This is a genomic window from Streptomyces sp. NPDC013317, assembly GCF_055563155.1.
Genome location: NZ_JBVHDX010000022.1, coordinates 41,866 through 64,170, shown reverse-complemented (window position 1 = coordinate 64,170; position 22,305 = coordinate 41,866). Strand labels below are relative to the sequence as shown.

The 22,305-nt window shown below is 73.0% G+C and carries 24 protein-coding genes; 10 read left to right on the top strand and 14 right to left on the bottom strand.

The features are described 5' to 3' along the window. Positions 1 to 89: 89 nt before the first annotated feature. Together ACZ3IJ_RS34570 and ACZ3IJ_RS34565 are read right to left on the bottom strand one after the other, a co-directional pair. Positions 90 to 791 carry an MBL fold metallo-hydrolase gene (locus ACZ3IJ_RS34570; protein WP_467474918.1) on the bottom strand — a complete coding sequence of 234 codons (702 nt, stop codon included), beginning with the start codon at positions 789 to 791 and terminating at the stop codon, positions 90 to 92. Between the two features lie 69 nt (positions 792 to 860). Next, positions 861 to 2,225 (bottom strand): M20/M25/M40 family metallo-hydrolase, encoded by a 1,365-nt coding sequence (locus ACZ3IJ_RS34565; RefSeq protein WP_467474916.1) that lies wholly within the window; start codon positions 2,223 to 2,225, stop codon positions 861 to 863. Between the two features lie 157 nt (positions 2,226 to 2,382). On the opposite strand from ACZ3IJ_RS34565, the gene ACZ3IJ_RS34560 reads away from it, so the two are divergent. Beyond that, a complete protein-coding gene (locus ACZ3IJ_RS34560) occupies positions 2,383 to 3,903 on the top strand; it encodes a geranylgeranyl reductase family protein (RefSeq protein WP_467474914.1) in 1,521 nt (506 codons plus the stop codon). Here the strand turns inward: ACZ3IJ_RS34560 and ACZ3IJ_RS34555 are convergent. Then, positions 3,887 to 4,348, bottom strand: a complete 462-nt coding sequence (locus tag ACZ3IJ_RS34555; protein WP_467474912.1) for a nitroreductase family deazaflavin-dependent oxidoreductase — start codon at positions 4,346 to 4,348, stop codon at positions 3,887 to 3,889. The genes ACZ3IJ_RS34560 and ACZ3IJ_RS34555 overlap by 17 nt on opposite strands. Positions 4,349 to 4,494: 146 nt before the next feature. Here ACZ3IJ_RS34555 and ACZ3IJ_RS34550 point away from each other — a divergent pair, with 146 nt between their 5' ends. Next, positions 4,495 to 5,196: a TetR/AcrR family transcriptional regulator gene (locus ACZ3IJ_RS34550; RefSeq protein WP_467474910.1), complete on the top strand. Its 702-nt coding sequence runs from the start codon at positions 4,495 to 4,497 to the stop codon at positions 5,194 to 5,196. Between the two features lie 55 nt (positions 5,197 to 5,251). Here the strand turns inward: ACZ3IJ_RS34550 and ACZ3IJ_RS34545 are convergent, their stop codons facing one another. After that, on the bottom strand, positions 5,252 to 6,019 hold the full coding sequence (locus ACZ3IJ_RS34545) for an NADPH-dependent F420 reductase (protein WP_467474908.1): 768 nt from the start codon (positions 6,017 to 6,019) through the stop codon (positions 5,252 to 5,254). Here ACZ3IJ_RS34545 and ACZ3IJ_RS34540 point away from each other — a divergent pair. From ACZ3IJ_RS34540 to ACZ3IJ_RS34530, 3 genes are read left to right on the top strand one after another with little or no spacing between them, the layout of a single operon-like run. Further along, positions 6,018 to 6,476: a winged helix-turn-helix transcriptional regulator gene (locus ACZ3IJ_RS34540; protein WP_467474906.1), complete on the top strand. Its 459-nt coding sequence runs from the start codon at positions 6,018 to 6,020 to the stop codon at positions 6,474 to 6,476. The genes ACZ3IJ_RS34545 and ACZ3IJ_RS34540 overlap by 2 nt on opposite strands. Positions 6,477 to 6,512: 36 nt before the next feature. Next, positions 6,513 to 7,751: a sensor histidine kinase gene (locus tag ACZ3IJ_RS34535; protein WP_467474904.1), complete on the top strand. Its 1,239-nt coding sequence runs from the start codon at positions 6,513 to 6,515 to the stop codon at positions 7,749 to 7,751. Further along, on the top strand, positions 7,748 to 8,413 hold the full coding sequence (locus ACZ3IJ_RS34530; RefSeq protein ID WP_467474902.1) for a response regulator: 666 nt from the start codon (positions 7,748 to 7,750) through the stop codon (positions 8,411 to 8,413). The genes ACZ3IJ_RS34535 and ACZ3IJ_RS34530 overlap by 4 nt, the downstream gene beginning before the upstream one ends. 153 nt (positions 8,414 to 8,566) lie before the next feature. On the opposite strand, the gene ACZ3IJ_RS34525 is transcribed toward ACZ3IJ_RS34530, so the two are convergent. The 3 genes from ACZ3IJ_RS34525 to ACZ3IJ_RS34515 form a co-directional block, all read right to left on the bottom strand. Next, positions 8,567 to 9,325: a maleylpyruvate isomerase family mycothiol-dependent enzyme gene (locus tag ACZ3IJ_RS34525; protein ID WP_467474920.1), complete on the bottom strand. Its 759-nt coding sequence runs from the start codon at positions 9,323 to 9,325 to the stop codon at positions 8,567 to 8,569. Positions 9,326 to 9,371: 46 nt separating this feature from the next. Further along, entirely contained in the window at positions 9,372 to 10,589 is a 1,218-nt protein-coding gene (locus ACZ3IJ_RS34520) for an MFS transporter (RefSeq protein WP_467474900.1), read from the bottom strand. 248 nt (positions 10,590 to 10,837) lie between these two features. Next, a complete protein-coding gene (locus tag ACZ3IJ_RS34515) occupies positions 10,838 to 11,470 on the bottom strand; it encodes an HhH-GDP family DNA glycosylase (protein WP_467474898.1) in 633 nt (210 codons plus the stop codon). A gap of 84 nt (positions 11,471 to 11,554) precedes the next feature. Between ACZ3IJ_RS34515 and ACZ3IJ_RS34510 the strand changes: the two genes are divergently transcribed. Then, positions 11,555 to 12,781, top strand: a complete 1,227-nt coding sequence (locus ACZ3IJ_RS34510) for an ROK family protein (protein ID WP_467474896.1) — start codon at positions 11,555 to 11,557, stop codon at positions 12,779 to 12,781. An 84-nt stretch (positions 12,782 to 12,865) separates the two neighbouring features. Here ACZ3IJ_RS34510 and ACZ3IJ_RS34505 read toward each other — a convergent pair whose 3' ends face one another. Both ACZ3IJ_RS34505 and ACZ3IJ_RS34500 read right to left on the bottom strand, forming a co-directional pair. Further along, positions 12,866 to 13,450 carry a DUF4865 family protein gene (locus ACZ3IJ_RS34505; RefSeq protein WP_467474894.1) on the bottom strand — a complete coding sequence of 195 codons (585 nt, stop codon included), beginning with the start codon at positions 13,448 to 13,450 and terminating at the stop codon, positions 12,866 to 12,868. 40 nt (positions 13,451 to 13,490) lie between these two features. Beyond that, positions 13,491 to 14,054 carry a TetR/AcrR family transcriptional regulator gene (locus ACZ3IJ_RS34500; protein ID WP_467474892.1) on the bottom strand — a complete coding sequence of 188 codons (564 nt, stop codon included), beginning with the start codon at positions 14,052 to 14,054 and terminating at the stop codon, positions 13,491 to 13,493. 170 nt (positions 14,055 to 14,224) lie between these two features. On the opposite strand from ACZ3IJ_RS34500, the gene ACZ3IJ_RS34495 reads away from it, so the two are divergent. The 3 genes from ACZ3IJ_RS34495 to ACZ3IJ_RS34485 are packed head-to-tail and all read left to right on the top strand — an operon-like array spanning position 14,225 to position 17,843. Then, on the top strand, positions 14,225 to 14,506 hold the full coding sequence (locus ACZ3IJ_RS34495) for an SHOCT domain-containing protein (RefSeq protein WP_467474890.1): 282 nt from the start codon (positions 14,225 to 14,227) through the stop codon (positions 14,504 to 14,506). Beyond that, positions 14,503 to 15,294, top strand: coding sequence for an ABC transporter ATP-binding protein (locus tag ACZ3IJ_RS34490; RefSeq protein WP_467474888.1), 792 nt, complete (start codon positions 14,503 to 14,505; stop codon positions 15,292 to 15,294). Before ACZ3IJ_RS34495 ends, ACZ3IJ_RS34490 begins: the two co-directional genes overlap by 4 nt. After that, positions 15,291 to 17,843 (top strand): ABC transporter permease, encoded by a 2,553-nt coding sequence (locus ACZ3IJ_RS34485; RefSeq protein ID WP_467474886.1) that lies wholly within the window; start codon positions 15,291 to 15,293, stop codon positions 17,841 to 17,843. The genes ACZ3IJ_RS34490 and ACZ3IJ_RS34485 overlap by 4 nt, the downstream gene beginning before the upstream one ends. A gap of 104 nt (positions 17,844 to 17,947) precedes the next feature. On the opposite strand, the gene ACZ3IJ_RS34480 is transcribed toward ACZ3IJ_RS34485, so the two are convergent. Then, on the bottom strand, positions 17,948 to 18,547 hold the full coding sequence (locus tag ACZ3IJ_RS34480) for an ATP-binding protein (protein ID WP_467474884.1): 600 nt from the start codon (positions 18,545 to 18,547) through the stop codon (positions 17,948 to 17,950). Between the two features lie 206 nt (positions 18,548 to 18,753). After that, complete coding sequence (locus ACZ3IJ_RS34475; protein WP_467474882.1) at positions 18,754 to 19,113, bottom strand: hypothetical protein; 360 nt, start codon at positions 19,111 to 19,113, stop codon at positions 18,754 to 18,756. 176 nt (positions 19,114 to 19,289) lie between these two features. Here ACZ3IJ_RS34475 and cds1 point away from each other — a divergent pair, with 176 nt between their 5' ends. After that, on the top strand, positions 19,290 to 20,426 hold the full coding sequence (gene cds1 / locus ACZ3IJ_RS34470; RefSeq protein ID WP_467474880.1) for an L-cysteine desulfhydrase Cds1: 1,137 nt from the start codon (positions 19,290 to 19,292) through the stop codon (positions 20,424 to 20,426). Here cds1 and ACZ3IJ_RS34465 read toward each other — a convergent pair. From ACZ3IJ_RS34465 to ACZ3IJ_RS34455, 3 genes are read right to left on the bottom strand one after another with little or no spacing between them, the layout of a single operon-like run. Next, the gene (locus ACZ3IJ_RS34465) at positions 20,386 to 20,886 is read right to left on the bottom strand and encodes an SRPBCC family protein (protein ID WP_467474878.1); all 501 of its coding nucleotides are present in this window, start codon (positions 20,884 to 20,886) and stop codon (positions 20,386 to 20,388) included. The genes cds1 and ACZ3IJ_RS34465 overlap by 41 nt on opposite strands. Before the next feature lie 56 nt (positions 20,887 to 20,942). Then, the gene (locus tag ACZ3IJ_RS34460; protein WP_467474876.1) at positions 20,943 to 21,380 is read right to left on the bottom strand and encodes an SRPBCC family protein; all 438 of its coding nucleotides are present in this window, start codon (positions 21,378 to 21,380) and stop codon (positions 20,943 to 20,945) included. Then, the gene (locus ACZ3IJ_RS34455; RefSeq protein ID WP_467474874.1) at positions 21,377 to 22,303 is read right to left on the bottom strand and encodes a DeoR/GlpR family DNA-binding transcription regulator; all 927 of its coding nucleotides are present in this window, start codon (positions 22,301 to 22,303) and stop codon (positions 21,377 to 21,379) included. The genes ACZ3IJ_RS34460 and ACZ3IJ_RS34455 overlap by 4 nt, the downstream gene beginning before the upstream one ends. Positions 22,304 to 22,305 lie beyond the last annotated feature (2 nt).

Here is a 22,305-nt window from a genome sequence, read left to right as displayed (position 1 = left end):
ACGAGGACGACCCTCCGCCTTGCGATCGCACGCACCAGACGCCGCGGGGCCCGCCCTTCGGGCGGACGGCGCTACTTTCGCAACACGCCCTAGCCGGCCGCCTCCGTCAACTGGCGGGCGGCTTCGGTCAACTGGCGGGCCGTGTCGCTCGTCACCGGATCGCCGTGGCCGCAGCACAGGATCGACGGCTTCAGTCCGGCGAGCCGGCGCATCGACTCCATGGCCCGCTCCCGGTCCACGTGCAGGACACCGAAGGTCACACCCTGTACCGAGGCCACCGTGTCGCCCGTGAACAGGACGCCGTGCTCCGGCAGATGGACCGCGATCGAACCGGGCGTGTGACCCGGGATGTGCACGGCGACCGCCCCGTCGCCGAATCCCAGCTCCTCGCCGTCCTCCACCTCGTGGTCGACCCGCGTGGGCGGCGCCTCGGGCACGGTCAGACCGTTCGCGTGCAGCGGGATCTCCCAGTCGAGCACGTCGGGCTCGGGGACCGGGGCCTCGCCCCGGACCAGCGGCGCGTCGAGGCGGTGGGCCAGGATCCGCGCGCCGGACCGGTCGGCCAGCTCCTGAGCGGAGCCCACGTGGTCGCGGTGGCCGTGGGTGAGCACGATCCGGCGGATCCGGGCCGGGTCCAGGCCCACTCCCCGTACCGCCGTCTCGATCTCGTCCGCCGAGTCCGCCCACCCGGCGTCGATCAGGGTCAACTCCTCGTCGTCCCGCCACAGATAGGCCTGGCCGATGGAGAAGTGCAGCATGTGCAGCCGAGGCGTGATCGCGATGAGGTCCATACGGCGAACCTACGTATCCACGCGGGTCCGCCGTACGGTTCTACGCTCTCGGCGAGCTTCGCCGAGCGCTTAACCCTGCTTCGAGCGGGCGTAGTTCACCAGGAAGTGCGCCTCCGCCACGGCGAGGCGCTCCAGCTCCTCCGGCGACACCGACTCGTTCACCGCGTGGATCTGCGCCTCCGGCTCGCTCAGACCGATGAGCAGGATCTCCGCCTCGGGGTAGAGCGAGGCCAGCGTGTTGCAGAGCGGGATCGAGCCGCCCATGCCGGAGGCCTGCATCTCCTGCCCGGGGTACGCCACCGCCATCGCCTCGGCCATCGAGACGTACGCCGGGCTGGTCACGTCGGCCCGGAACGCCTGGCCCTGGCCGACCTGCTCGAACGAGACCCGGGCGTTCCACGGCACACGCTTCTCGATGTGCGCGTACAGCAGCTTCGTCGCCTCGGCCGCGTCCTGGCCCGGCGGCACGCGCAGGCTGATCTGAGCCCGCGCCGTCGACGGGATCGACGGCGTCGCGCCCGCCACCGGGTGGCAGTCGATGCCGATGACGGTGACGGCCGGACGGGCCCAGATACGGTCGGCCACCGTGCCGTTGCCCGGCAGGCCGACGCCCGCCAGCACCCTCGCGTCCGCGCGGAAGTCGTCCTCCGGGTACTGCAGGCCCTCCCACACCGCGTCCGCGGGCAGACCGTCGATGACCGTCGAGCCGTCCTCCGCGCGGAGGGTGTCCAGAACGCGGATCAGCGCCGCCAGCGCGTCCGGCGCGGCGCCGCCGAACATGCCGGAGTGCAGGTTTCCTTCGAGCGTGTCGATCTGGACGCGGATCATCGTCATGCCGCGCAGGGTGGCGGTGACCGTCGGCAGACCGAGCCGGAAGTTGCCGGTGTCGCCGATCACGACGGCGTCGGAGGTGAGGAGTTCGGGATGCGCCTCCGCGTACCGCTCCAGACCGCCCGTGCCCTGCTCCTCCGAACCCTCCACGATCATCTTGACCGTGACGGGCACACCGCCGTTCGCCTGCAGCGCGCGCAGCGCGAGCAGGTGCATGATGAACCCGCCCTTGCAGTCGGCCGCGCCCCGCCCGTACCAGCGGCCGTCCCGCTCGGTCAGGACGAACGGCGGGGTGACCCACGCCGACTCGTCCAGCTTCGGCTGCACGTCGTAGTGCGCGTAGAGGAGGACGGTCGGCGCGCCGGCCGGGCCGGGGAGTATGCCGTACACCGACTGCGAACCGTCGGGGGTGTCGAGCAGCGCGACGTCCTGGAAGCCCTCGCCGCGCAGCGCGTCCGCCACCCAGTTCGCGGCGCCCTCGCACTCGCTCCGCGGAGCCACGGCCTCGTCCGCCACCGACTCGAAGGCCACGAGCTCCGTGAGCTCCGCCTTGGCACGGGGCATCAGCTCTGCGACGGTCTCGGCGATCGGATTCGCGGTCATGGGCACGCTCCTGGTGGGTGCGACGTTGTCAGGATGTTGCCGTATGTCGGTTGTACGGCGAACGTATCGCCGATCCTACGGCGCGGGCCCCCGAGGGCGGCGCCGTAGGATGCCCGAAGAGTTGGATCAACGTCCGGATCAGGAGCAGAAGCCCATCGTGAGCAGCGAGAACGCAGACGCCGAAGAGGTACGTGCGGAAGAGTCGGAGCAGACCGCGACCGTGTGGGACGTGGTGGTCGTCGGCGCCGGCCCGGCGGGCGCGTCGGCGGCGTACGCGGCCGCGGTCGCCGGCCGCAGGGTGCTGCTCCTGGAGAAGGCCGAACTGCCGCGGTACAAGACCTGCGGCGGCGGCATCATCGGCCCGTCGCGGGACGCGCTGCCGCCCGGCTTCGAACTGCCCCTGCAGGACCGGGTGCACGCCGTCACCTTCTCCCTGAACGGCCGGTTCGCGCGGACGCGCCGTTCGCGCCGGATGCTCTTCGGGCTGATCAACCGGCCCGAGTTCGACGCCGGTCTCGTCGAGCAGGCGCAGAAGGCGGGCGCGGAGCTCCGTACGGGCGTCACCGTCTCCCGGGTCGAGCAGCACGGCCCGGCCGTGCCCGACCGGCGTACGGTCGCCGTCGTGCTCGCGGACGGCGAGACGGTGCTGGCCAGGGCGGTCGTCGGTGCGGACGGCAGCGCGGGCCGGATAGGAGCCCACGTCGGGGTGAAGCTCGACCAGGTGGACCTCGGCCTGGAGGCGGAGATCCCGGTTCCGGCGTCGGTGGCCGAGGACTGGAAGGGGCGGGTCCTGATCGACTGGGGTCCGATGCCCGGCAGCTACGGCTGGGTCTTCCCCAAGGGCGAGACCCTCACCGTCGGCGTCATCTCGGCGCGCGGTGAGGGCGCGGCCACCAAGCGGTATCTGGAGGACTTCATCGCCCGGCTCGGGCTCGCGGGCTTCGAGCCGGAGATCTCCTCCGGGCACCTGACGCGCTGCCGGAGCGACGACTCGCCGCTCTCGCGCGGCCGGGTGCTCGTCTGCGGTGACGCGGCCGGCCTGCTGGAGCCGTGGACGCGCGAGGGCATCTCCTTCGCGCTGCGCTCGGGCAGGCTCGCGGGGGAGTGGGCGGTACGGATCGCCGAGTCGCACGACGCCGTGGACGCGCGTCGTCAGGCGCTGAACTACGCCTTCGCCATCAAGGCGGGACTGGGCGTCGAGATGGCGGTCGGGCGGCGGATGCTCGCGCTGTTCGAGCGCCGGCCGGGGCTGCTGCACGCGACGATCACGGGACTCCGCCCGGCCTGGAACGCCTTCACGGACATCACCCGGGGCGCGACCACACTGGCCGGCCTGGTCCGCTCGAACGGGATCGCGCGACGGGCGCTGGACGTCCTGGACCGCCGGTTGGGGCCGATGGACGGGACGACGCTGCGGGGAGTCGCGCGGTCCGGACCGCCGGTGGCGCCGGACGAGCTGCCGGACGGCCCGGAGGGCGCGATCGCGGACGGCACGGCGGACACCACGGAGGTGACCGAGACCGAGGGCTCCACGGCCGGGTCGGAGGCGGCGGACCCGACGAGGTGGGAGGACGCGGCGGTCGCGGGTGACCCGACGGATACGGCGGACGCGACGGACGCGGTTGACCCGGCGGACGCGACGGATGCGACGGACTCCGGGGTCACGCGGTCGGAGTGATCCGGAAGACCGGGTGCTTGGGGGCGATGGCGCGCAGTTCGGCGTCGGTGGAGTCGGGACCGACTCCACCGAAGAAGATGCCGACCTCCGCCTTCCATCGCTTCAGGTAGGCGCGGAGCAGCGCGGGCTTCTCGTCGTCGGACAGCTCGACGGCGGTGAAGGGCTGCACGTGCTTGCCGAGGCGGAGCTCTCCGCCGCCTGCCGCGCGCATGTTGCGGGTCCACTGGACGTGGCCGCGCGGCGCCACGAGGTACTCGGCGCCGTCCAGGGTCAGCAGGTTGACGGGGGTGGTGCGCCACTCGCCGCTCTTGCGGCCCCGGACGGCGAGGACGCGGGAGCCCCAGATGCTGATGCCCCGGCGGGTCAGCCAGGCGACGCTCCGGTTCATCACGTTCACGGTGAACCAGCCGGGCTTGATGACGTGGGCGTGCGGCTGAGCGGACATCGCATCCTCCAAGTGAAACTGTGAGCACTGCTCTCGCTTGAGATCAGTCTGCATGGATCGACGCTCCAAAGCAAGAGCAGTGCTCTCTTTTCGTTGCGCCGCTCTCGTTTCGGTGCAGTGCTCCGAGGGGTGGCACACTGAGCTCCATGACCAGCGTCCAAGGAGCCCGCGCCCGCGCCCGGATCGAGATCACCGCCGCCATCAAGGACGAGGCCCGCAGGCAGCTCGCCGCCGAAGGCGCCGCCAAGCTCTCCCTGCGTGCAGTCGCCCGTGAGGTCGGCATGGTGTCGTCCGCTCTCTACCGGTACTTCCCCAGCCGCGACGACCTCCTCACCGCCCTCATCGTCGACGCGTACGACGCGGTCGGCACGGCCGCCGAGCAGGCGCTCGACGCTGCGGGCCCCGGAAAGGCGGACCACCTCGCCCGCTGGACGGCCGTCTGCCTGGCCGTCCGCACCTGGGCCCTCGCCCACCCCCACGAGTACGCCCTGATCTACGGCTCCCCGGTCCCCGGCTACTCCGCCCCGCAGGACACCATCGGCCCCGCCTCACGCGTCGCTCTCGTCCTGATCGGCATCGCCCGCGACGCCTACACCGCCGACGGCATCGCCCCGCCGCCGGTCCCCGAGGGGCTGCGGCCCGAGGCGGAACGGATGGCCGCCGACTTCGCCCCCGATCTGCCCCCCGCCCTCGCCGTCGCGATGGTCGCCGTCTGGTCGCAGCTCTTCGGGCTGGTCTCGTTCGAGGTGTTCGGCCAGTTCAACCGGGTCGTGGAGGACCGAGAGCCCTTCTTCACCGCGGCCGCCACCCGCCTGGGCCGCGACATCGGCCTCCTGCCCCGCCCGTAGACCCAGGGCCTGTTCTTCGGATCATGCCGGCCTCGCGACGCCTGGCAGGCACGGCCTAGTCGTCGACCGCCCCCGGGGCCAGAGCCGGGGCCGGGAATACGAAGCGGGCGTCGGCGCCCGACCACCAGACTCCGACAGCGAAGACGGCCGTGGCCTCCAGCAGGGCGGCACGACCGAGCCCGCCGCAGGGCAGCGGCGTGCAGCCCATGGACGCGATGAGCTCCGACACCCGCGCGGCGGCGCCCGGCCGGTCGGTGCAGAACGGCACCGCCAGCGGGGTCCCTTCGAAGGCCGGCCGGTCCAGGGTCCAGATGCTCTCGTGGCACACACCGAACGCCTTCACCACATGGGCGCCGGGGGCGGCTTCCGCGACGAGCCGGGCGACGGAGGTGGCGCCGCCCGTGGTCAGGGCCGGGCCGTCCGGGCCCGGAGCCATCGGAACGGTGCAGTCGATCAACGTCCGCCCCACGAGCAGGTGGGCCAGGTCACCGGCCAACCGCGGTGCGGCAGCCGCGGGTACGGCGGCCAGAACCACCTCCCCATGGGCCGCCGCCTCGGCGAGGCCGCCATGCCCGGAGGCACCGGTCCGCCGGGCGGTGCGGGAGGCCGCCTCGGTGTCCCGACCGCCCACGCGTACGTCGTGGCCCGCCCGTACCCAGGCCGCGCCCAGGGCCGTGGCCATCGCCCCTGTTCCCAGAATCCCGATGCGCATGTGCCTGCTCCTGTCGTCCGTGTCGCGGAATGTGTGAGGTGCGACGGAAGGGACGCTAGGCGCGCCGATGCACACCACATGGTGTGCATCGGCCGGGCAGGATGGGCGCATGGCCGACGCAGTGGAAGAGCAAAGGGACCTGGGCGGTGGCGAATACGCCGCGGACTGCCAGGCGAGGGTGGCCTTCGAGGTACTGTCGAACCGCTGGGACAGCGTGATCGTGTACATCCTCGGCGAGAGCGGACCCATGAGGCCGCGCGCGCTGCGCACCCGCATCGGCGGTATCAGTGCCAAGGTTCTCAACGAAGCCCTGCGCCGACTCGAGTACAACGGCCTGGTCGTACGCCAGGCGTACGCCGAAGCCCCACCGCGCGTCGACTACTCCCTCACCGAGGCGGGCACCGCGCTGCTGGCACCGATCCGCGCGATGGGTGCGTGGGCGGGACGCTACGCCGAAGCCGTCCTGGAAGCCCAGACACGCTTCGGACCTGAGGGCGCCCGTGCGCAGGGCGGTCCGGGAAGCAGACGTACTCCCACGGGAGTAGGTGGGATCGCCACGCCCGGCTGACGACCCCGCGGGCCCGGCCCGTCTAGCGTGGCGGGCATGGACGAACAGCGCAGAGACGGGTCCGGCGGTCCGCCCCGGGAGCGGGGCGGGTCCGGCGGGCCGCCCTGGGCGCTGCGCTGGGCCGACCGCGATACGGGCACCGGTCTGCCCTGGCGGTCCACGCTCCTCATCGCCGTCTTCGTGATGGTCGGCTCCGGCTTCGCGGCGCGCAACCAGTCCGACCGGGAGGCGCTGGACGCCCTCGGCCGGTCGCTGCTCCTCCTCGGCTCCGCGCTGCTCCTCCTGCGCCACCGCCACCCCGTGCCCGTGGTCTTCGGCACGGCGGCGATCACCCTCGGCTACTTCGCCGCCGGATACCCGTACGGTCCGGTATTCCTCCTCATCGCCGTCGCCTGCTACGCGGCGATCGTCCACGGCCACCGGCGCGCCGCCTGGTGGGCGCTGGGGCTGCTCTGGCTGGGGCATCTGCTGTTCGCCCACTGGCTGTACGCCCACCTCCCCCCTGATGGCGACTCCGCCGCGCCGTGGGGGCAGGAGATCCCGGTCGCCTGCTTCGTCGTCGCGATCGTCGCCGCCTCCGAGATGGTCCGCGTCCGCCGTGAGCAGTGGGCGCAGCAGCGCGCCGAACGCGCCGCAGCCGAACGGCGCCGCGCCGACGAGGAGCGGTTGCGGATCGCCCGTGAACTGCACGACGTCCTCGCCCACTCGATCTCCGTCATCAACGTCCAGGCCGGCGTCGGTCTCGCGCTGCTCGACACCGACCCCGAGCAGGCCCGCACCGCGCTCACCACCATCAAGGCGGCCAGCAAGGAGGCGCTGGGCGAGGTGCGGCAGGTGCTCGACACCCTGCGCGCCCCGGGCGAGGCCCCGCGCACGCCCGCGCCCGGCCTCGACCGGCTCCCGGAGCTCGTCGACCAGGCGGCGTCCGCGGGTCTGACCGTGGAGACCTCGACCGAGGGCGAGCCCGTGGCGCTCCCGCCGGGCGCGGATCTCGCCGCCTTCCGGATCGTGCAGGAGGCGTTGACCAACGTGGTCCGCCACTCGGGTTCGCGCGCCGCGCGCGTCGTCGTCCGGTACCGGCTCGGCGCCGTGGAGCTGTGCGTCGACGACGACGGACCGGCGACCGGCGGCGACGCCGGCGGCAGCGGCAACGGACTCGCCGGAATGCGGGAGCGGGCTGGGGCGCTCGGTGGCACGATCGAGGCGGGCACCCGCCAGGACGGCGGATTCCGGGTACGCGCCGTCCTTCCCGCCCGGCTGAAGGAGACCCCGTGATCCGTGTGCTGCTCGCAGACGACCAGTCGCTGGTACGGGCGGGATTCCGCGCGCTCCTCGACGCCCAGCCGGACATCGAGGTGGCGGGCGAGGCCGCCGACGGCGAGGCGGCGGCGGCCATGACCCGTGAACTGCGCCCGGACGTCGTCCTCATGGATATCCGGATGCCCCTGCTCGACGGTCTGGCCGCCACCCGCAGGATCACGGGCGATCCCGGCCTCGGAGCGGTGAGGGTGGTCATGCTGACCACGTTCGAGCTCGACGAGTACGTCTTCGAAGCCATCCGCTCCGGTGCCTCAGGGTTTCTCGTCAAGGACACCGAACCGGAGGAGCTGCTGCGGGCCGTCCGGGCCGTCGTCCACGGCGACGCCCTGCTCTCACCGGGAGTGACGCGGCGGCTGATCGAGGAGTTCGCGGCCCGCTCGAAGCCTCCGGCGGCGGTCTCCGGGCTCGACGAACTCACCGAGCGGGAGCGGGAGGTGATGGCTCTGGTGGGCATCGGCCTGTCGAACGAGGAGATCGCCCGGCGCCTCGTGGTCAGCCCGCTGACCGCGAAGGCGCACGTGAGCCGCACCATGGTGAAGCTCGGTGCCCGCGACCGTGCCCAACTGGTCGTCCTCGCCTACGAGTCGGGTCTGGTGCGCCCCGGCTGGCTGGGCTGACCGCCCCGGCCCGACCCGCCCCGCCGCACCGGGGACGGACGCGTCGCGGCACGCGAGGAGCGCTGCCGTCACGGCCGGATGCCCGTCGCGGCTGGGTGCCCGTCACGGCCGGATGCCCGTCGCGGCCAGGTGCCCGCCGTGGCCAGGTGCCCGTCACGACCAGGTGATCGCCGACTTCTCGCGCCAGAGCCGAGCGAGCGACGGGTCGCCCGCCACGGTCACGTCCCCCTCGGGGAGACGGTTCCAGAGCGTCAGGTAGAGCCGCTCGGCGGGGCCGCTCAGCTCGCAGTCGGCGGTGGTCCCCGGATCCTCCTTGCCCCGCTCCGCGCGCGGCGGCTCCGGTGACAGCCGTACGGTCCACACGTCCCCGGTGTCCGTGGCCCGGACGCGCAGGATCCGCGGCTCCTGCGCGCGCACCCGGCTGTGCGCACGGGAGTGGAAGGAGAGCAGCAGCTCGTCGATCCCGTCCGCGGCCAGTGCGGGGTCCACCGTCCCGGGGCGCCCGGACGGGGTCAGGGCTGACTCGGCGTCCGCGCGGTGCACGGCCGTCTCGTGCGCCTGCCGCCGCGCCCAGAAGGCCAGCGGGGAGGGCGCGGGCAGGAAGGTCCAGCACTCCAGGGACCCGGGCGCCGCCCGCAGCGCGTCGACGAGACCGGCGTGGCCCTCACGGAAGTGGGCGAGGAGCGCCTCGCCGTCGAGATCGGGCTCGCCGCCGTCGGGGTGGTAGGCGGTGTGGCCCTCGGCGACGAAACCCGTCGCCCAGCGGTGCACCATCGTCGTGTGCCGCAGGAGGTCCCGTACCCGCCAGCCCGGACAGGTCGGCACCGCCGCGTCCGTCCCCGCCTCCGCCGCGGCGTCCGCCAGCATCCGGCCCGCCACGTCCACTGCCCTGATGTGCTCGTCGATCGTCATGATCCCCATAGGCGGATTCTGCCCCGTGCCACGGACTGGCGTCCCGTCAACCGGAGGTCGAGGCCTGGACGTTCCGGGCGGCGTAGCCGATCACCGCGGCGCCCGCGGCGAGGACGGCGACCGTGGTGAGCGCGACGGGCAGCGAGAACCAGTCGGCCAGGAAGCCGATCGACGGCGGGCCGAGCAGCATGCCGCCGTAGCCGAGCGTGGAGGCCGTGGCGACTCCGCTGGGACCGGCGAGCGCGCCCGCCCGAGCCACCGCGACGGGGAAGATGTTGGCCAGACCGAGCCCGGTCACCGCGAAGCCGAGCAGGGCGGCCCAGACGCTCGGGGCGAGGGCGCCGAGAAGCATGCCGGCGGCGGCCGTCGCCCCGCCCGCGACGAGGGTGCGGGTCTGCCCGAGCCGTTCGAGCAGCGCGGTGCCCGACAGCCGTCCGACGGTCATCGTCAGCGCGAAGAGCGCGTAGCCGGCGGCGGCGACGCCGGGGTGCGCGTCGAGGTCCTGCTCCAGGTGGAGCGCGCCCCAGTCGGCCAGGGCGCCCTCGCCGTACGCCGTGCAGAGCGCGATCACCCCGAAGACGACGACCAGCCCGCGCGAGCCGGCCCTGCTCCGGCTCCGGCCGGCGGCCGGGACCGCCTCCGGAGGGGCGGGGGACGGGTGCCGGAGCAGCACGGGACCGGCCGCGGCCGTCAGGAGAAGCCCGACGACCGTGAGCCCGAGGAGATGTGGCGTGGGGGACAGGCCCGCGGCCACGAGCCCGCCGAGACCCGCGCCGAGCATTCCGCCGAGGCTGAACGCCGCGTGGAAGGAGGGCATCACGGGGCGGCGCAGAGCGGCGACGAGGTCGACGGCGGCGCTGTTCATGGCCACGTTGATGCCGCCGTACGCCGCGCCGAAGACGAGCAGCACGAGACCCAGGGCGAGCGGGGAGCGGGTGAGCGCGGGCAGGGCGATGGAGAGCGAGAGCAGGACGGCGGTGGCGACGGTGACGGCGTGACTGCCGTGGCGCCGGCAGAGCCGCCCGGTCAGTGTCATGGTGACCACGGCTCCCGCGGACACGCCGAGTAGCGCGAGGCCGAGGTCGCTGGCGGAGGCGCCGGTCTGCTGCTTGATGGCCGGGATGCGGACCACCCAGCCGGCGAAGAGGAAGCCGTCGAGGGCGAAGAAGAGGGTGAGGGCGGTGCGGAGGCGGGACAGGGAGGGGGCGGTGTCTCCGCCAGGTCCCCCCGGAACGGCCGTCCGTACTTTGTTTAGTAGCGGCACAAACTCAGGATAGGGGTCCGCCGGTACGGATTTCAACCGGAGTCCAGGCGGCCCCGTCCCGCCCGGACCGCCTAGGGCGTGTTGCGAAAGTCCCGCCTGCCCCGCGACGCCTGGCACGCACGCTCGCTGCGTTGTCGGGATCGTCCGAGTACACCCGGTACGAGGACGACCCTCCGCCTTGCGGTCGCACGCACCAGACGCCGCGGGGCCCGCCCTTCGGGCGGACGGCGCTACTTTCGCAACACGCCCTAGGCGCGGACCTTGCCTGTCGAGGCGCGGACCAGGGCCGCCGCCACGGCCGGAAGCTCCTCACGGGGCACGAGCCGGGCGAGCGCGGCCGCGTCGGTGGGCAGACCGGTGCGGCGGGCGCCCTCCAGGACGCGATCGTCGAGGTAGGGGGCCAGTTCCGGCCAGATTCCCTGAGCCTCGCGGAGGAAGATGTCCGCGCCCGCCGGGCCGATGCCGGGCATCTCCTGGAGCGCCTCGCGCAGCGCGTCCGCGTCGCCCCGCGCCGACTCCCGCATCCGGCGCAGATCACCGCCGTACCTCTCCAGGACCAGCTCCGCCTCCTCGCCGAGCTGCGTCGCCGTCCGCTCGTCGTACCGGCGGTATCCGCCCTCGCCCAGGGCGTCCACCCGCTGCTGCCAGGTCGCCTCGAGCATCCTCCGCGGGGTGCGCATCCCGGCCTCGAACAGCGCCTCGGCCGCCGCGACGGCCGTCTCCGCGCGGATCCTGGCGCTCAGCAGATGGGCCAGGACCAGTAGCTGGTACAACGGCTGCGGGGTGTCCTTCAGTCGTATGCCGGCCTCCTGCGCGTACGTCCGGGAACTCTCGTCCTCCAGCAGCTCCCGTACACGGGCCGTCGTCGCGGTGCGCGTCATGACACCTCCCGATTCCGCCGCGCCGCTACCCGCCCTCGGACCGCGCAAACGGGTGCACCGCCCGATCATGGGAGACTCGCCCACATGAACGGCAAGGCGACCACCACCAAGACACGGCTGGACAGAGGGCGCGGGGCGCTCGGGCCCGCGCTGGAACTGGTGCACACCGGCCGTGCGCCGACCCGTGCCGTGCTCACCGCCGAACTGGGCGTCACCCGCGCCACGGCCGGTGCCGTCGCCGCCGAACTCGAGGCGCTCGGCCTCATCCGCGTCGACTCCAACCCCGGCGCCGCAGCCGGATCACAGGGCCGCCCCTCGCACCGGCTCGCCGTCGACGAGAAGGGCCCTGTCGCCCTCGCCGCCCAGGTCCACGCCGACGGCTTCCGCGCCGCGCTCGTCGGGCTCGGCGGCACGATCGTCGCCACGGCGCCCGGCTGCGTCACCGTCTCCGCCGACCCCGCGCAGGTCCTCGGCGCCGTCGTCGACGCGGGCGCCGCCCTGCTCCGCGAGAGCGGGCGGCGCTGCGTGGGAGCCGGACTCGCCGCCCCTTCGGCGGTCGCCGAGCCCGAGGGCACCGCCCTCAACCCGCTCCACCTCGCCTGGCCGGCCGGAGCGCCGGTACGGGAGATCTTCGCCGAGCGCGTACGGGCCGCAGGCATCGAAGGCCCCGCCCTCACCGGCAACGACGTCAACCTCGCCGCCCTCGCCGAACACCGGCACGGCGCCGGCCGAGGCGCCAGGGACCTGCTGTGCGTGGCCACCGGCCACCGGGGTGTCGGCGGCGCCCTCGTCCTCGACGGGCGCCTGCACACGGGCAGTTCGGGCCTCGCCCTGGAGGTCGGGCACGTCACGGTCAACCCCGAGGGCCGCCCCTGTCACTGCGGCAGCCGCGGCTGCCTCGACGTGGAGACCGACCCGCTCGCCTTCCTCACCGTGGCGGGCCGTGACCCCGGCCCGGAGGTGTCGCTGCTGCAGCAGTCCCGCGACCTGCTCCGCACCAGCCCCGACGACCCGGGGGTACGCGTCGCGACGGCGGAGCTGATCGACCGTCTGGGCCTCGGCCTCGCAGGCCTGGTGAACATCCTCAACCCCGACCGGATCATCCTCGGCGGCCTCCACCGCGAACTGCTCGACGCGGACCCGGACCGCCTGCGCGCGGTCGTCGCCGACCGCAGCCTGTGGGGGCGCAGCGGTGGTGTACCGATCCTCGCCTGCACCCTGGACCACAACAGCCTGGTGGGCGCGGCGGAACTGGCCTGGCAGCCGGTCCTGGACGACCCTCTGGCGGCCCTGGGCCGGCCGGCGATCTGATCACGCGGCCGGGCTCCGCCCGGCCATCCCGTCGCGCGCCCGTCCAGCCCGCCGATCCGATCGCGCGGCGGCCCCGCCCGGCCCTCAGTCCGGTCGGCCGGCCAGCGACGCCCGCTGCGGCGCGGACACGTGCAGCACCTGGAAACGGTCGCCCGCGCCCGCCGGCGGCTCGGCGTCCTCCGCCCACAGCGTGAAGAAGAGCAGCTCCCAGTGGCGCGGGTCGATCGCGAGCGCGCTCGCCACCACGCCGTCCCCGCCCGCCACGCGCGCGTGGCGGGCGCGCGCCTCGGCGACGGCGGCGCCCGGCGCGTCGAAGTCCCCCAGCCGCTCCTTGCGGCGCGTCGCGGTGTGCGGCACGGCCGGTGCCGCCGGCCCCTCCTCGTACGCGAGCCCTGTCCAGTGCTGCACGACGGGCCGGCCGAAGTCGTTCACGATGCCCTGGAGACCGGGACCCCAGAGGAAGGAGTCCATGCCTTCCGGCGTCGCCCACAGATAGAACGGCGCGTACTGGTTCACCGGAGATCCGTCCGCTCGCTCGCGGATCAGATACGCCTTGAGGCCGAGCCCGGGGAAGTCGTCCAGCAGATGTCCCCTGGTCGCCACCCGCCTGCGGATGATCTCCATGTCGTAGTCGGCGGGGAGGGTGATCTCGTACTGCATCGCATGCATCGGGAGTCTCCGGTCTCTGATGGTCCGAGGGCGCGCCTGCTCAGGCCGTACGGGGCGACAGCAGCGCCAGCAGGCCCCGTGTCGCCGCGTCGAAGGCGCCGGGGGAGCCGGAGGCGCGGGCCAGGACGTAGCCGCCCTGCACGGTCGCCACGATCGTGGCCGCCAGCTCGGCGGGGTCCAGGGGGCCCGTCAACTCCCCGCTGTCCAGGCCCTCCTGGACGATCCCCGCCAGTCGTCCTCGCAGCCAGTCGAGGGTCTCGTCGACCGGGGCGCGCAGCTCCTCGCTCCCCATGACGTCCGGGTCCATCGTCAGACGGCCGACCGGGCAGCCGCGCAACACCGCGCGCTCACGCAGCAGATACGCCTCCACGCGCGCGTACGCCGTTCCTCCGCCGCTCAGGACCGACTCGGCCGTCGCCCGCGTCTCCTCCGCCGTGCGGCGGATCGCGGCCAGCGCCAGATCCGGCTTCCCGGCGAAGTGGTGGTACATGCTGCCCTGGCCCGCGTCGGCGGCCTGCTGGATCGCCTTGGGGCTCGTCCCCACGTACCCGCGCTCCCAGAGCAGCTCCCTGGTGGCCTCGATCAGTCGCTCGGACGTCGTCATACGACGAGTGTACATACCAGTAGGTACAGAGGTGTGAGTGCGCGGCGGGAGGCTCCGTACTCCCCACGTCGTACGGACGGAGCCGCTGGCTGTACGACGACCCGGACCCCCCTCGCGGGCGACGCTCGAAGCATCGACTCGCGATACACACGCTCGAGGAGCTGAGAGCAATGAACACACTCGCCCACGCGGGCCCCGGCCCGTGGGTCCTGTTCTTCCCCTTCGTCTGGGCGGCCGTGATCCTCACCGTGGTCACCGTCGCGCGCCGCGCCGGATGGCGTGGCAGGCGTGGCTCCGGACCCCGCCCCGTCTACGACGAGCAGTCGCCGATCGCGCTCCTCGGCCACCGTTTCGCCGCGGGTGAGATCGACGAGGACGAGTACTGGCGCCGGCTGACGGTCCTCGAGGAGCAGTTCGGCCGCGCCGCCGGGCCCAAGGGGCGTGCGTCATGACGGGCACAGCCCGCGACACCCTCCCGCCCACCGCCCGTGCCGCCGCCCGGGTCGTGGACGCCGTCAAGGTCTACGGCGGCGGGGACACCGAGGTCAGGGCCCTGGACGGGGTGAGCGTCGACTTCCCGGTCGGCCGTTTCACCGCGATCATGGGCCCCTCGGGGTCCGGCAAGTCCACGCTCATGCACTGCGCCGCCGGCCTCGACACCCTCACCTCGGGCTCCGCGCTCATCGGCGACACCGATCTGTCCACGCTCGACGACCGTCGGCTGACACGGCTGCGCCGTGAACGGATCGGATTCGTCTTCCAGGCGTACAACCTGCTGCCCACGCTCACCGTCGCCGAGAACATCACCCTGCCTCTCGACCTCGCCGGAGCCGCCCCGGACCGGTCGTGGCTGGACGCGCTCGTCGACACCGTCGGGCTGCGCGACCGGCTGCACCACCGGCCCGGACAGCTCTCCGGAGGCCAGCAGCAGCGCGTCGCCGTGGCCCGGGCCTTCGCCGGCACCCCCGACGTCGTCTTCGCCGACGAGCCGACCGGCAACCTCGACTCCCGCTCCGGGGAGGAGGTGCTGCGGCTGCTCGGCCGCACCGTCCGGCAGACCGGCCGCACGGTCGTCATGGTCACTCACGACCCGGTCGCCGCGGCCCACGCCGACCAGGTGGTCTTCCTCGCCGACGGTCGGCTCGTCGACCGCATGGAGGAGCCGACCGCCGAACGCGTCCTCGACCGGATGAAGGCCTTCGACGGGAGGCAACGGACCGAAGGGCCGGTGCCGTCATGAACGCCTCCCTCAAGCTCAGTCTCTCTGGGCTGCGCGCACACAAGCGGCGGTTCGTCGGCACGTTCACCGCGATCCTGCTCGGGGTCGCCTTCCTGACCGGCACCCTCGTCATGGGCGACACCCTGCGATCGAGTTTCGACTCGCTCTTCGGCAACGCCACCAGTGGTACGGACGCCGTGGTGCGCAGTACGAGCGTCGTGACGGTCGAGGGGGAGAGCCAGGGCACCCGGCGCTCCGTCGAGGCCACGCTCGCCGAACGGATCGCCCAGGTGCCCGGCGTCGCGGCGGCCGTTCCCCGGATCGAGGGCGCGGGCCAGCTGGTCGGCGCCGACGGTGATCCGGTCGGAGGTCAGGGCCCGCCCACACTCGCCGGATATTGGATCCAGGATCCAGAACTCAATCCTTACACCCTGGCCGAAGGCAGGGCGCCGGAGAGGTCCGGCGAGGTCGTCGTGAACCGCGGCGCCGCGAAGACGGGCGATCTGGCGGTGGGCGACTCGACGGTGCTGCGCACCCCCGACCCGGTGAAGGTCACCGTCGTGGGTCTGGCCACCTTCGGCGGTGAGGACGGAATGGGCCAGATCACCTACACCGGCATGACCCGCGCCGACGCGGAGAAGTACCTGACGCCCGAGCCCGGCGACGCGTCCGCCGTCCTCGTGCGGGCCGGTCCCGGCACGTCGCAGCAGGAGCTCGTCGACGCGCTCGCGCCCGTCCTCCCCGACGGCACCGAGGCGATCACCGGAGAGCAGTCGGCCCAGGAGAACACCGACATGATCTCCGGTCGGTTCCTCACCCTCTTCACCACGTTCCTGCTGGTGTTCAGCGGGGTGGCGCTGCTGGTCTCCGTCTTCTCCATCCACAACACCTTCGCCATCGTCGTCGCCCAGCGCACGCGCGAGAACGCGCTGCTGCGCGCGCTCGGGGCCTCCCGCCGCCAGGTCGTCGGATCGACCCTCGTCGAGGCCGTGGCCGTCGGCATCGTCGCCTCCGCGGCCGGGCTCCTCGGCGGCATCGGCGTGGCGGCCGGACTCCAGGGGCTCTTCCCGGCGATCGGCTTCCCCTTCCCCGAAGGCGCCCTGGTCGTCAGCGGCCTCTCCCTGGCGCTGCCGTTCGCGGTCGGCCTGGTGGTCTGCGTCGGCTCCGCTCTGCTGCCCGCCGTGAAGGCGGGGCGGACCGCGCCGCTCGCCGCGCTGCGTGAGACCGCCGTGGACGAGTCGGGCGCCTCGCGCACCCGGGCGCTGTCCGGCGTCGGGCTGCTGCTCGCCGCCGTCGCCGTGGTGCTCACCGGAGTCCTCGCCGCCCCCTCCCTCTGGCTCGCCTCCGCCGGCGCCGTGCTCGCGCTCGCCGCGTTCGTCGTCCTCGGCCCGGTAGCCGCTTCGTACGCCGTACGGATCCTCGGAGGGCCGCTCCGCGGGGTCAACCGGGCGCTCGCCCGGCGCAACGCCCTCCGCAGCCCCAGGCGGACGGCCGCGACCGCCACCGCGCTGATGATCGGCGTCGCCGTCGTCTCGCTCTTCACGGTCTTCGGCGCCTCGCTGAAGGCGACCATGGACCAGACGGTCTCGCGGTCGTTCGCCGGTGACGTCGCCGTCAGCACGCCGGCCTTCGGCGCCGGCGGCAGTGGGCTCAGTCCGCGGCTCGCCCCGGCGCTCGCCGAACTGCCCGAGGTGGAGACGGCCGTCGGGCTCGGCCAGGGCGTGGCCGAGGTCGACGGCGAGGGACGGGCCCTGACCGTCACCGACCCCACCGCCCTCGCCCGCTCCTTCGACCTCGGGGACGTCCGGGGCTCGCTGGACGGACTCGGCACGGACGGCATCGCCGTCGCCGACACGGAGGCGGACAAAACCGGTCTCGCACCCGGCAGCAGGACCGAACTGGCCTTCACCGACGGCAGCCGGCACACCTTCACGGTCAAGGCCGTCTACGAGCAGTCCGAACTGGCGGGCGACTACGTCGTCACGCGGGAGGCCTGGGCGCCGCACCACACCCAGGACTCCGACACGCTCGTCGCCGTGACGTTCGCGGACGGTGTCGCCACGGAGGACGGCAGAGCGGCCGTGGAGAACGTCACCGGGAAGTACGGCAACCCGGAGGTGCAGACACGCGACGAGTACGCCGAGGCCTCGGCCGGGGGCATCGACATGATGCTCACCCTCGTCTACGCGCTGCTCGCCCTCGCCGTCCTGATCGCGCTGCTCGGGATCGCCAACACCCTGACCCTCGCGGTCCACGAGCGCACCCGCGAACTCGGGCTGCTGCGCGCGGTCGGACAGACCCGTGCCCAGCTCAGAGCCATGGTCCGATGGGAGTCCGTCCTGGTCGCCGCGTTCGGCACGGTCGGCGGCCTCGCGCTCGGGGGCTTCCTCGGCTGGGTCCTGGTCAAGGCCTCCGACGGGGCGAGCGACAGCGCGTTCGCCTTCGCCGTACCTCCGGTACAGCTCGTGATCGTCGCCCTGGTCGGCCTGGCGGCGGGCGTGGTGGCGGCCTGGCGCCCGGCGCGACGGGCGGCCCGCCTGGACGTGCTGCGGGCGATCGCGACCGAGTGACCCCGACATCGGATCCGGTGTGCCCGACCGCTCGAATCGGATCCGATATCCATGATCCAGGATCGGATATCCAGGATCCGATCTCCGCCCCGGCGGTCGTCCGCTCAGCCCGCCAGGGCCGAACGGGCGACCGCCGGGGTGCGGGCCGGTGCCTGGGGCGCGCCGAAGGGAACACCCTCCAGACTCGTGGCGTGCGCACCCCGGAAGCGGGTGTGGCCGACGAAGGGGCCGTCGGTGGTCGCGCCGTAGACGGCGTGCGAGCGCGTCGGCACGGTGACTGCGGGCAGGGGTGCCGGCAGGGTGAACCAGACGATCTTCCCGCTGTCGTGCGGACGGATGCCCCAGCTCTCGCTGACGGCCTCGATGATGGCCAGGCCACGCCCCGACGTGGCGAAGTCCTCGACGTTGTCGGGGTTCGTTCGCCCCGACCGGCAGTCGACGTCCGGTATCCGCGGGTCGTGGTCATGGACGGAGACGGTGAGACGATCGAGCAGCAGCTCGATCTCGACGGTGCACATCTTGTCCGGCTGTGCGTGCCGGTGAACATTGGTCAGCAGCTCGGTGACACCGAGCGCCGCATGGTCGATCAAGGCATCGAGATGCCAGTAGCGCAGATGCGCCGATACGATCCTGCGGACCTGACCGATCCGCGACGGCAGGGCCTGGAGCTCCACCGTGCAGTGCCTGCTTGGCTCGCTGATCACGGCTGCGACTCCCCGAAGTTGAGTTCCGGAAGAAGACGAAGATGCGGATCTGACATGCGTACAGCAGGGCGGCGGGCTGGGTCACAGCGTCACCACCGGTGAACCCTCAGTGAGGTGGTTCCAGGGTGAGCCAGCGGTGACCGGCCCGCAACTCGCGGAGACCTTGCGCAGGTCACCGGCGTCTCGGCGCCTCCAAGGCGCCGTCGTCAACGCCGGGCCGCCCGCTCCAGGGCTTCGAGGAAGCCCCCGGGCCCGGACACCCGGTCGCGCGGCCCGCGGGCGGGGCCGTCCATGGTCAGCCGGTAACGCGTGCCGTTCACGGTCGCGACAGTCTCGTCCGGCTTCGCGAACCAGGGGCGCCCTGCCCGCACCGAAGACACCGGGGCGCTGTCGATCTCGCTGCCGTAACTCGTCAAGAGGGAGAGTCGGCCGTCCTCGATGCGGACCTCGCCGGCCCGGGTCAACGACCGCGGCCAGCGCTCGATCCGTACGCCCGTGGCCGTGAACTCAGGCTTCGCCGTCCCGGGCTCCGTCGCCTCGGGCCAGGACCCCTCGCGCTCCGCCATCTCGATCCGCCCCCTTCGCACCGGTTGTTCCCTCCAGTGTGCCGGGCAGGCCGCGACGGCACCAGAGCCCCCTGCTGCAAGGGACTCCTATGGACCCCCAAAGCGAACGTTTGTGCAGGTGAGGGAGTTATCGTCGGCAGTGGGGGATCTGCCGGGCCGGACGAGGAGAGGCACCTATGAGCACCACGGAGAAGACGGCGCGAGCCTCGGTCGCGGTCGCGACCGTCGACATCGACCACAGCGACACGGCGTACCGCGCCTGGCTGAAAGAGGCGGTCCGGAAGGTCCAGGCCGACGCCAACCGCTCCGCCGACACCCACCTGCTGCGCTTTCCGCTGCCCGACTCGTGGGGCATCGACCTCTACCTCAAGGACGAGTCGACCCACCCCACGGGCAGCCTCAAGCACCGCCTCGCCCGCTCCCTCTTCCTCTACGGTCTGTGCAACGGCTGGATCCGGCCGGGCAAGCCCGTCATCGAGGCCTCCAGCGGCTCGACCGCCGTCTCCGAGGCGTACTTCGCCAAGCTGATCGGCGTGCCGTTCATCGCCGTGATGCCCCGGACGACGAGCGCCGAGAAGTGCCGGCTGATCGAGTTCCACGGCGGTCGGTGTCACTTCGTCGACGACTCGCGCACGATGTACGAGGAGTCCGCGGCCCTCGCCGAGCGGACCGGCGGGCACTACATGGACCAGTTCACGTACGCCGAGCGGGCCACCGACTGGCGAGGCAACAACAACATCGCCGAATCGATGTACCAGCAGCTGAGGCTGGAGCGGTACCCCGAGCCCGCGTGGATCGTCGCCACGGCCGGCACCGGCGGCACGTCCGCGACCATCGCCCGCTACGTGCACTACATGCAGCACGACACCCGTATCTGCGTCGCCGACCCGGAGAACTCCTGCTTCTTCGACGGCTGGACGAAGAACGACCCCGACGCGACCTCCGACTGCGGATCGCGCATCGAGGGCATCGGCAGACCCCGGATGGAGCCCAGCTTCGTGCCCGGCGCCATCGACCGGATGATGAAGGTCCCGGACGCCGCCAGCGTGGCCGCCGTCCGCGCCCTGGAGGGCGCCATCGGCCGCAAGGCGGGCGGCTCCACCGGTACGGGCCTGTGGAGCGCGCTGAAGATCGTGGCCGAGATGGTCGAACAGGGCCGCACCGGCAGCGTCGTGACGCTGCTCTGCGACCCGGGCGACCGCTACCTCGACAAGTACTACTCCGACGCCTGGCTGGCCGAACAGGGCCTGGACATCACGCCGTACGCCGCCGCTATCGACCGGTTCCTGGAGACGGGTGCCTGGCCGGAGTGAGCCGGAGGTCGAGGCGGCGCATCGCGTCGCGGAAGGACCTGCCCACGCCCGGGCGGGCCAGTCGCATCGCGAACAGGTACGGCGCCGTGCCGTCGACCGCCATCGTCCAGCGGACCCGGGTGCCGGAGCCGGCGGGGGAGAGGCTCCAGTCCTCCACCATGGCCGATACGCCCGGTGCGTTGGTCTCGTCTATGCGGTACGCGTAACGGGTGTCCGGATCGTGGGCGAGGATAGTCTCCCGGAACACGATCCCGCCCCGCAGCCGGACCGCGCGCCCCGCGCCGCCGCCGGTCGGGGCCGCGGAGGCGACCGCCCTGAACCAGGAGGGCATGGAGCCCAGTTCCACGGCGAGCGAGCGGAACACGGCTGCGGGCGGCGCCGCGAGCTCGGCCGTGAACGCCGGCCGTACCGGGGCGGTCGAGGCGAAGTCGAGCTCCACGAGCCTGAGTCGGTGCGTCATGGACCGTCCCTCCCGGAGCGGAGATCTGAGGCCCGCACACCCTAGCTGACGTACCGTCAGTTGCCCAGCAGTCCGTCCAGCGCCCGGCCGAACACCCGCCGCCCGGCCGCCGCCAGTACGGGATCCAGCGCGCCGGGGAGTCCCCGCAGGCGCAGCTCCTCCACCCACACCACGCGGGCGCCCCCGCCAGGGTTCTCGCACACCTCGATCGTCGCCCGGCCGAGCACCACACGCCCGCGCTTCTCCAGTCGGCACCGCCCGGGCCGGCCGGGTCCGGGGGGCTCCCAGGCCACGACCTCCATCGGGTCGTCGAACGAGAGACGTCCGATGCCGGTACGGGCGACGAACCGCGTCCCCACCCCCGTCGGTCCGGGGGACAGCACCCGGCTCCTGGTGAGCGGAACCAGCCGGCCGTGCGCCGCGAAGTCGGTGAGGCGCCGCCACGCCTCCTCCACCGGCAGCTCGGTCAGACGCTCGATTCGGAAGTCGCTCACGCCCGCCCGCCCGCCGTGTTCGCGCCCGCCGTGTTCCCGCCTTCGGCGCGCCCGTCGCCGGCGTTCTCGCCGCGGTGGTCCCCGTCCTCGTGTTCGTCCGGATCCTCGCCGGCCACCATCAGGTCCGGCAGATGCTCCGCCATCTCCGCCCGGGTCTGCGCCGACAGGCCCGCGTCCGTCACCAGCGTGCCCACCTCGTCGAGCCGCGCGAACGAACTCAGACCCACCGTCCCCCACTTCGTGTGGTCCGCGACCACCACCACCCTACGGGCCGAGCGCATCAGACGCCGGTTCGTCTCCGCCTCCGCGAGATTGGGCGTCGAGAGACCCGCCTCCACCGAGATGCCGTGCACGCCCAGGAACAGCACGTCGAAGTGGAGCGAGCGGATCGCCTGGTCGGCCACCGGCCCCACCAGCGCGTCCGACGGGGTCCGCACCCCGCCGGTGAGCACCACCGTCGCCGCGCCCGGCCGTGCCGCCTCACCTGCCGCGCCGGTCGGCCGCGCGGTGTGGAAGACGTCGGCGACCCGGACCGAGTTGGTCACGACCGTCAGATCCGGGACGTCGAGCAGGTGCTGGGCCAGCGCGAACGTCGTCGTACCGCCCGAGAGCGCGATCGCCGAACCCGGCGCCACCATCCGCGCCGCCGTCCGGGCGATCTCCTCCTTCGCCCCCAGTTCGAGCGCCGACTTGGCCTCGAACCCCGGCTCGTGCGAACTGGTCTCGACCAACGGCACCGCACCGCCGTGCACCTTCTCGACCACACCCTGGCGGGCCAGCGCGTCCAGGTCCCGGCGGATCGTCATGTCCGAGACGTTGAGCCGCCGCGTCAGCTCATTGACGCGTACACCGCCGCGCCGCCGCACCTCGTCCAGAATGAGTGCGCGCCGCTGCTCAGCGAGAAGATTCTGATGGTCGCTCACCA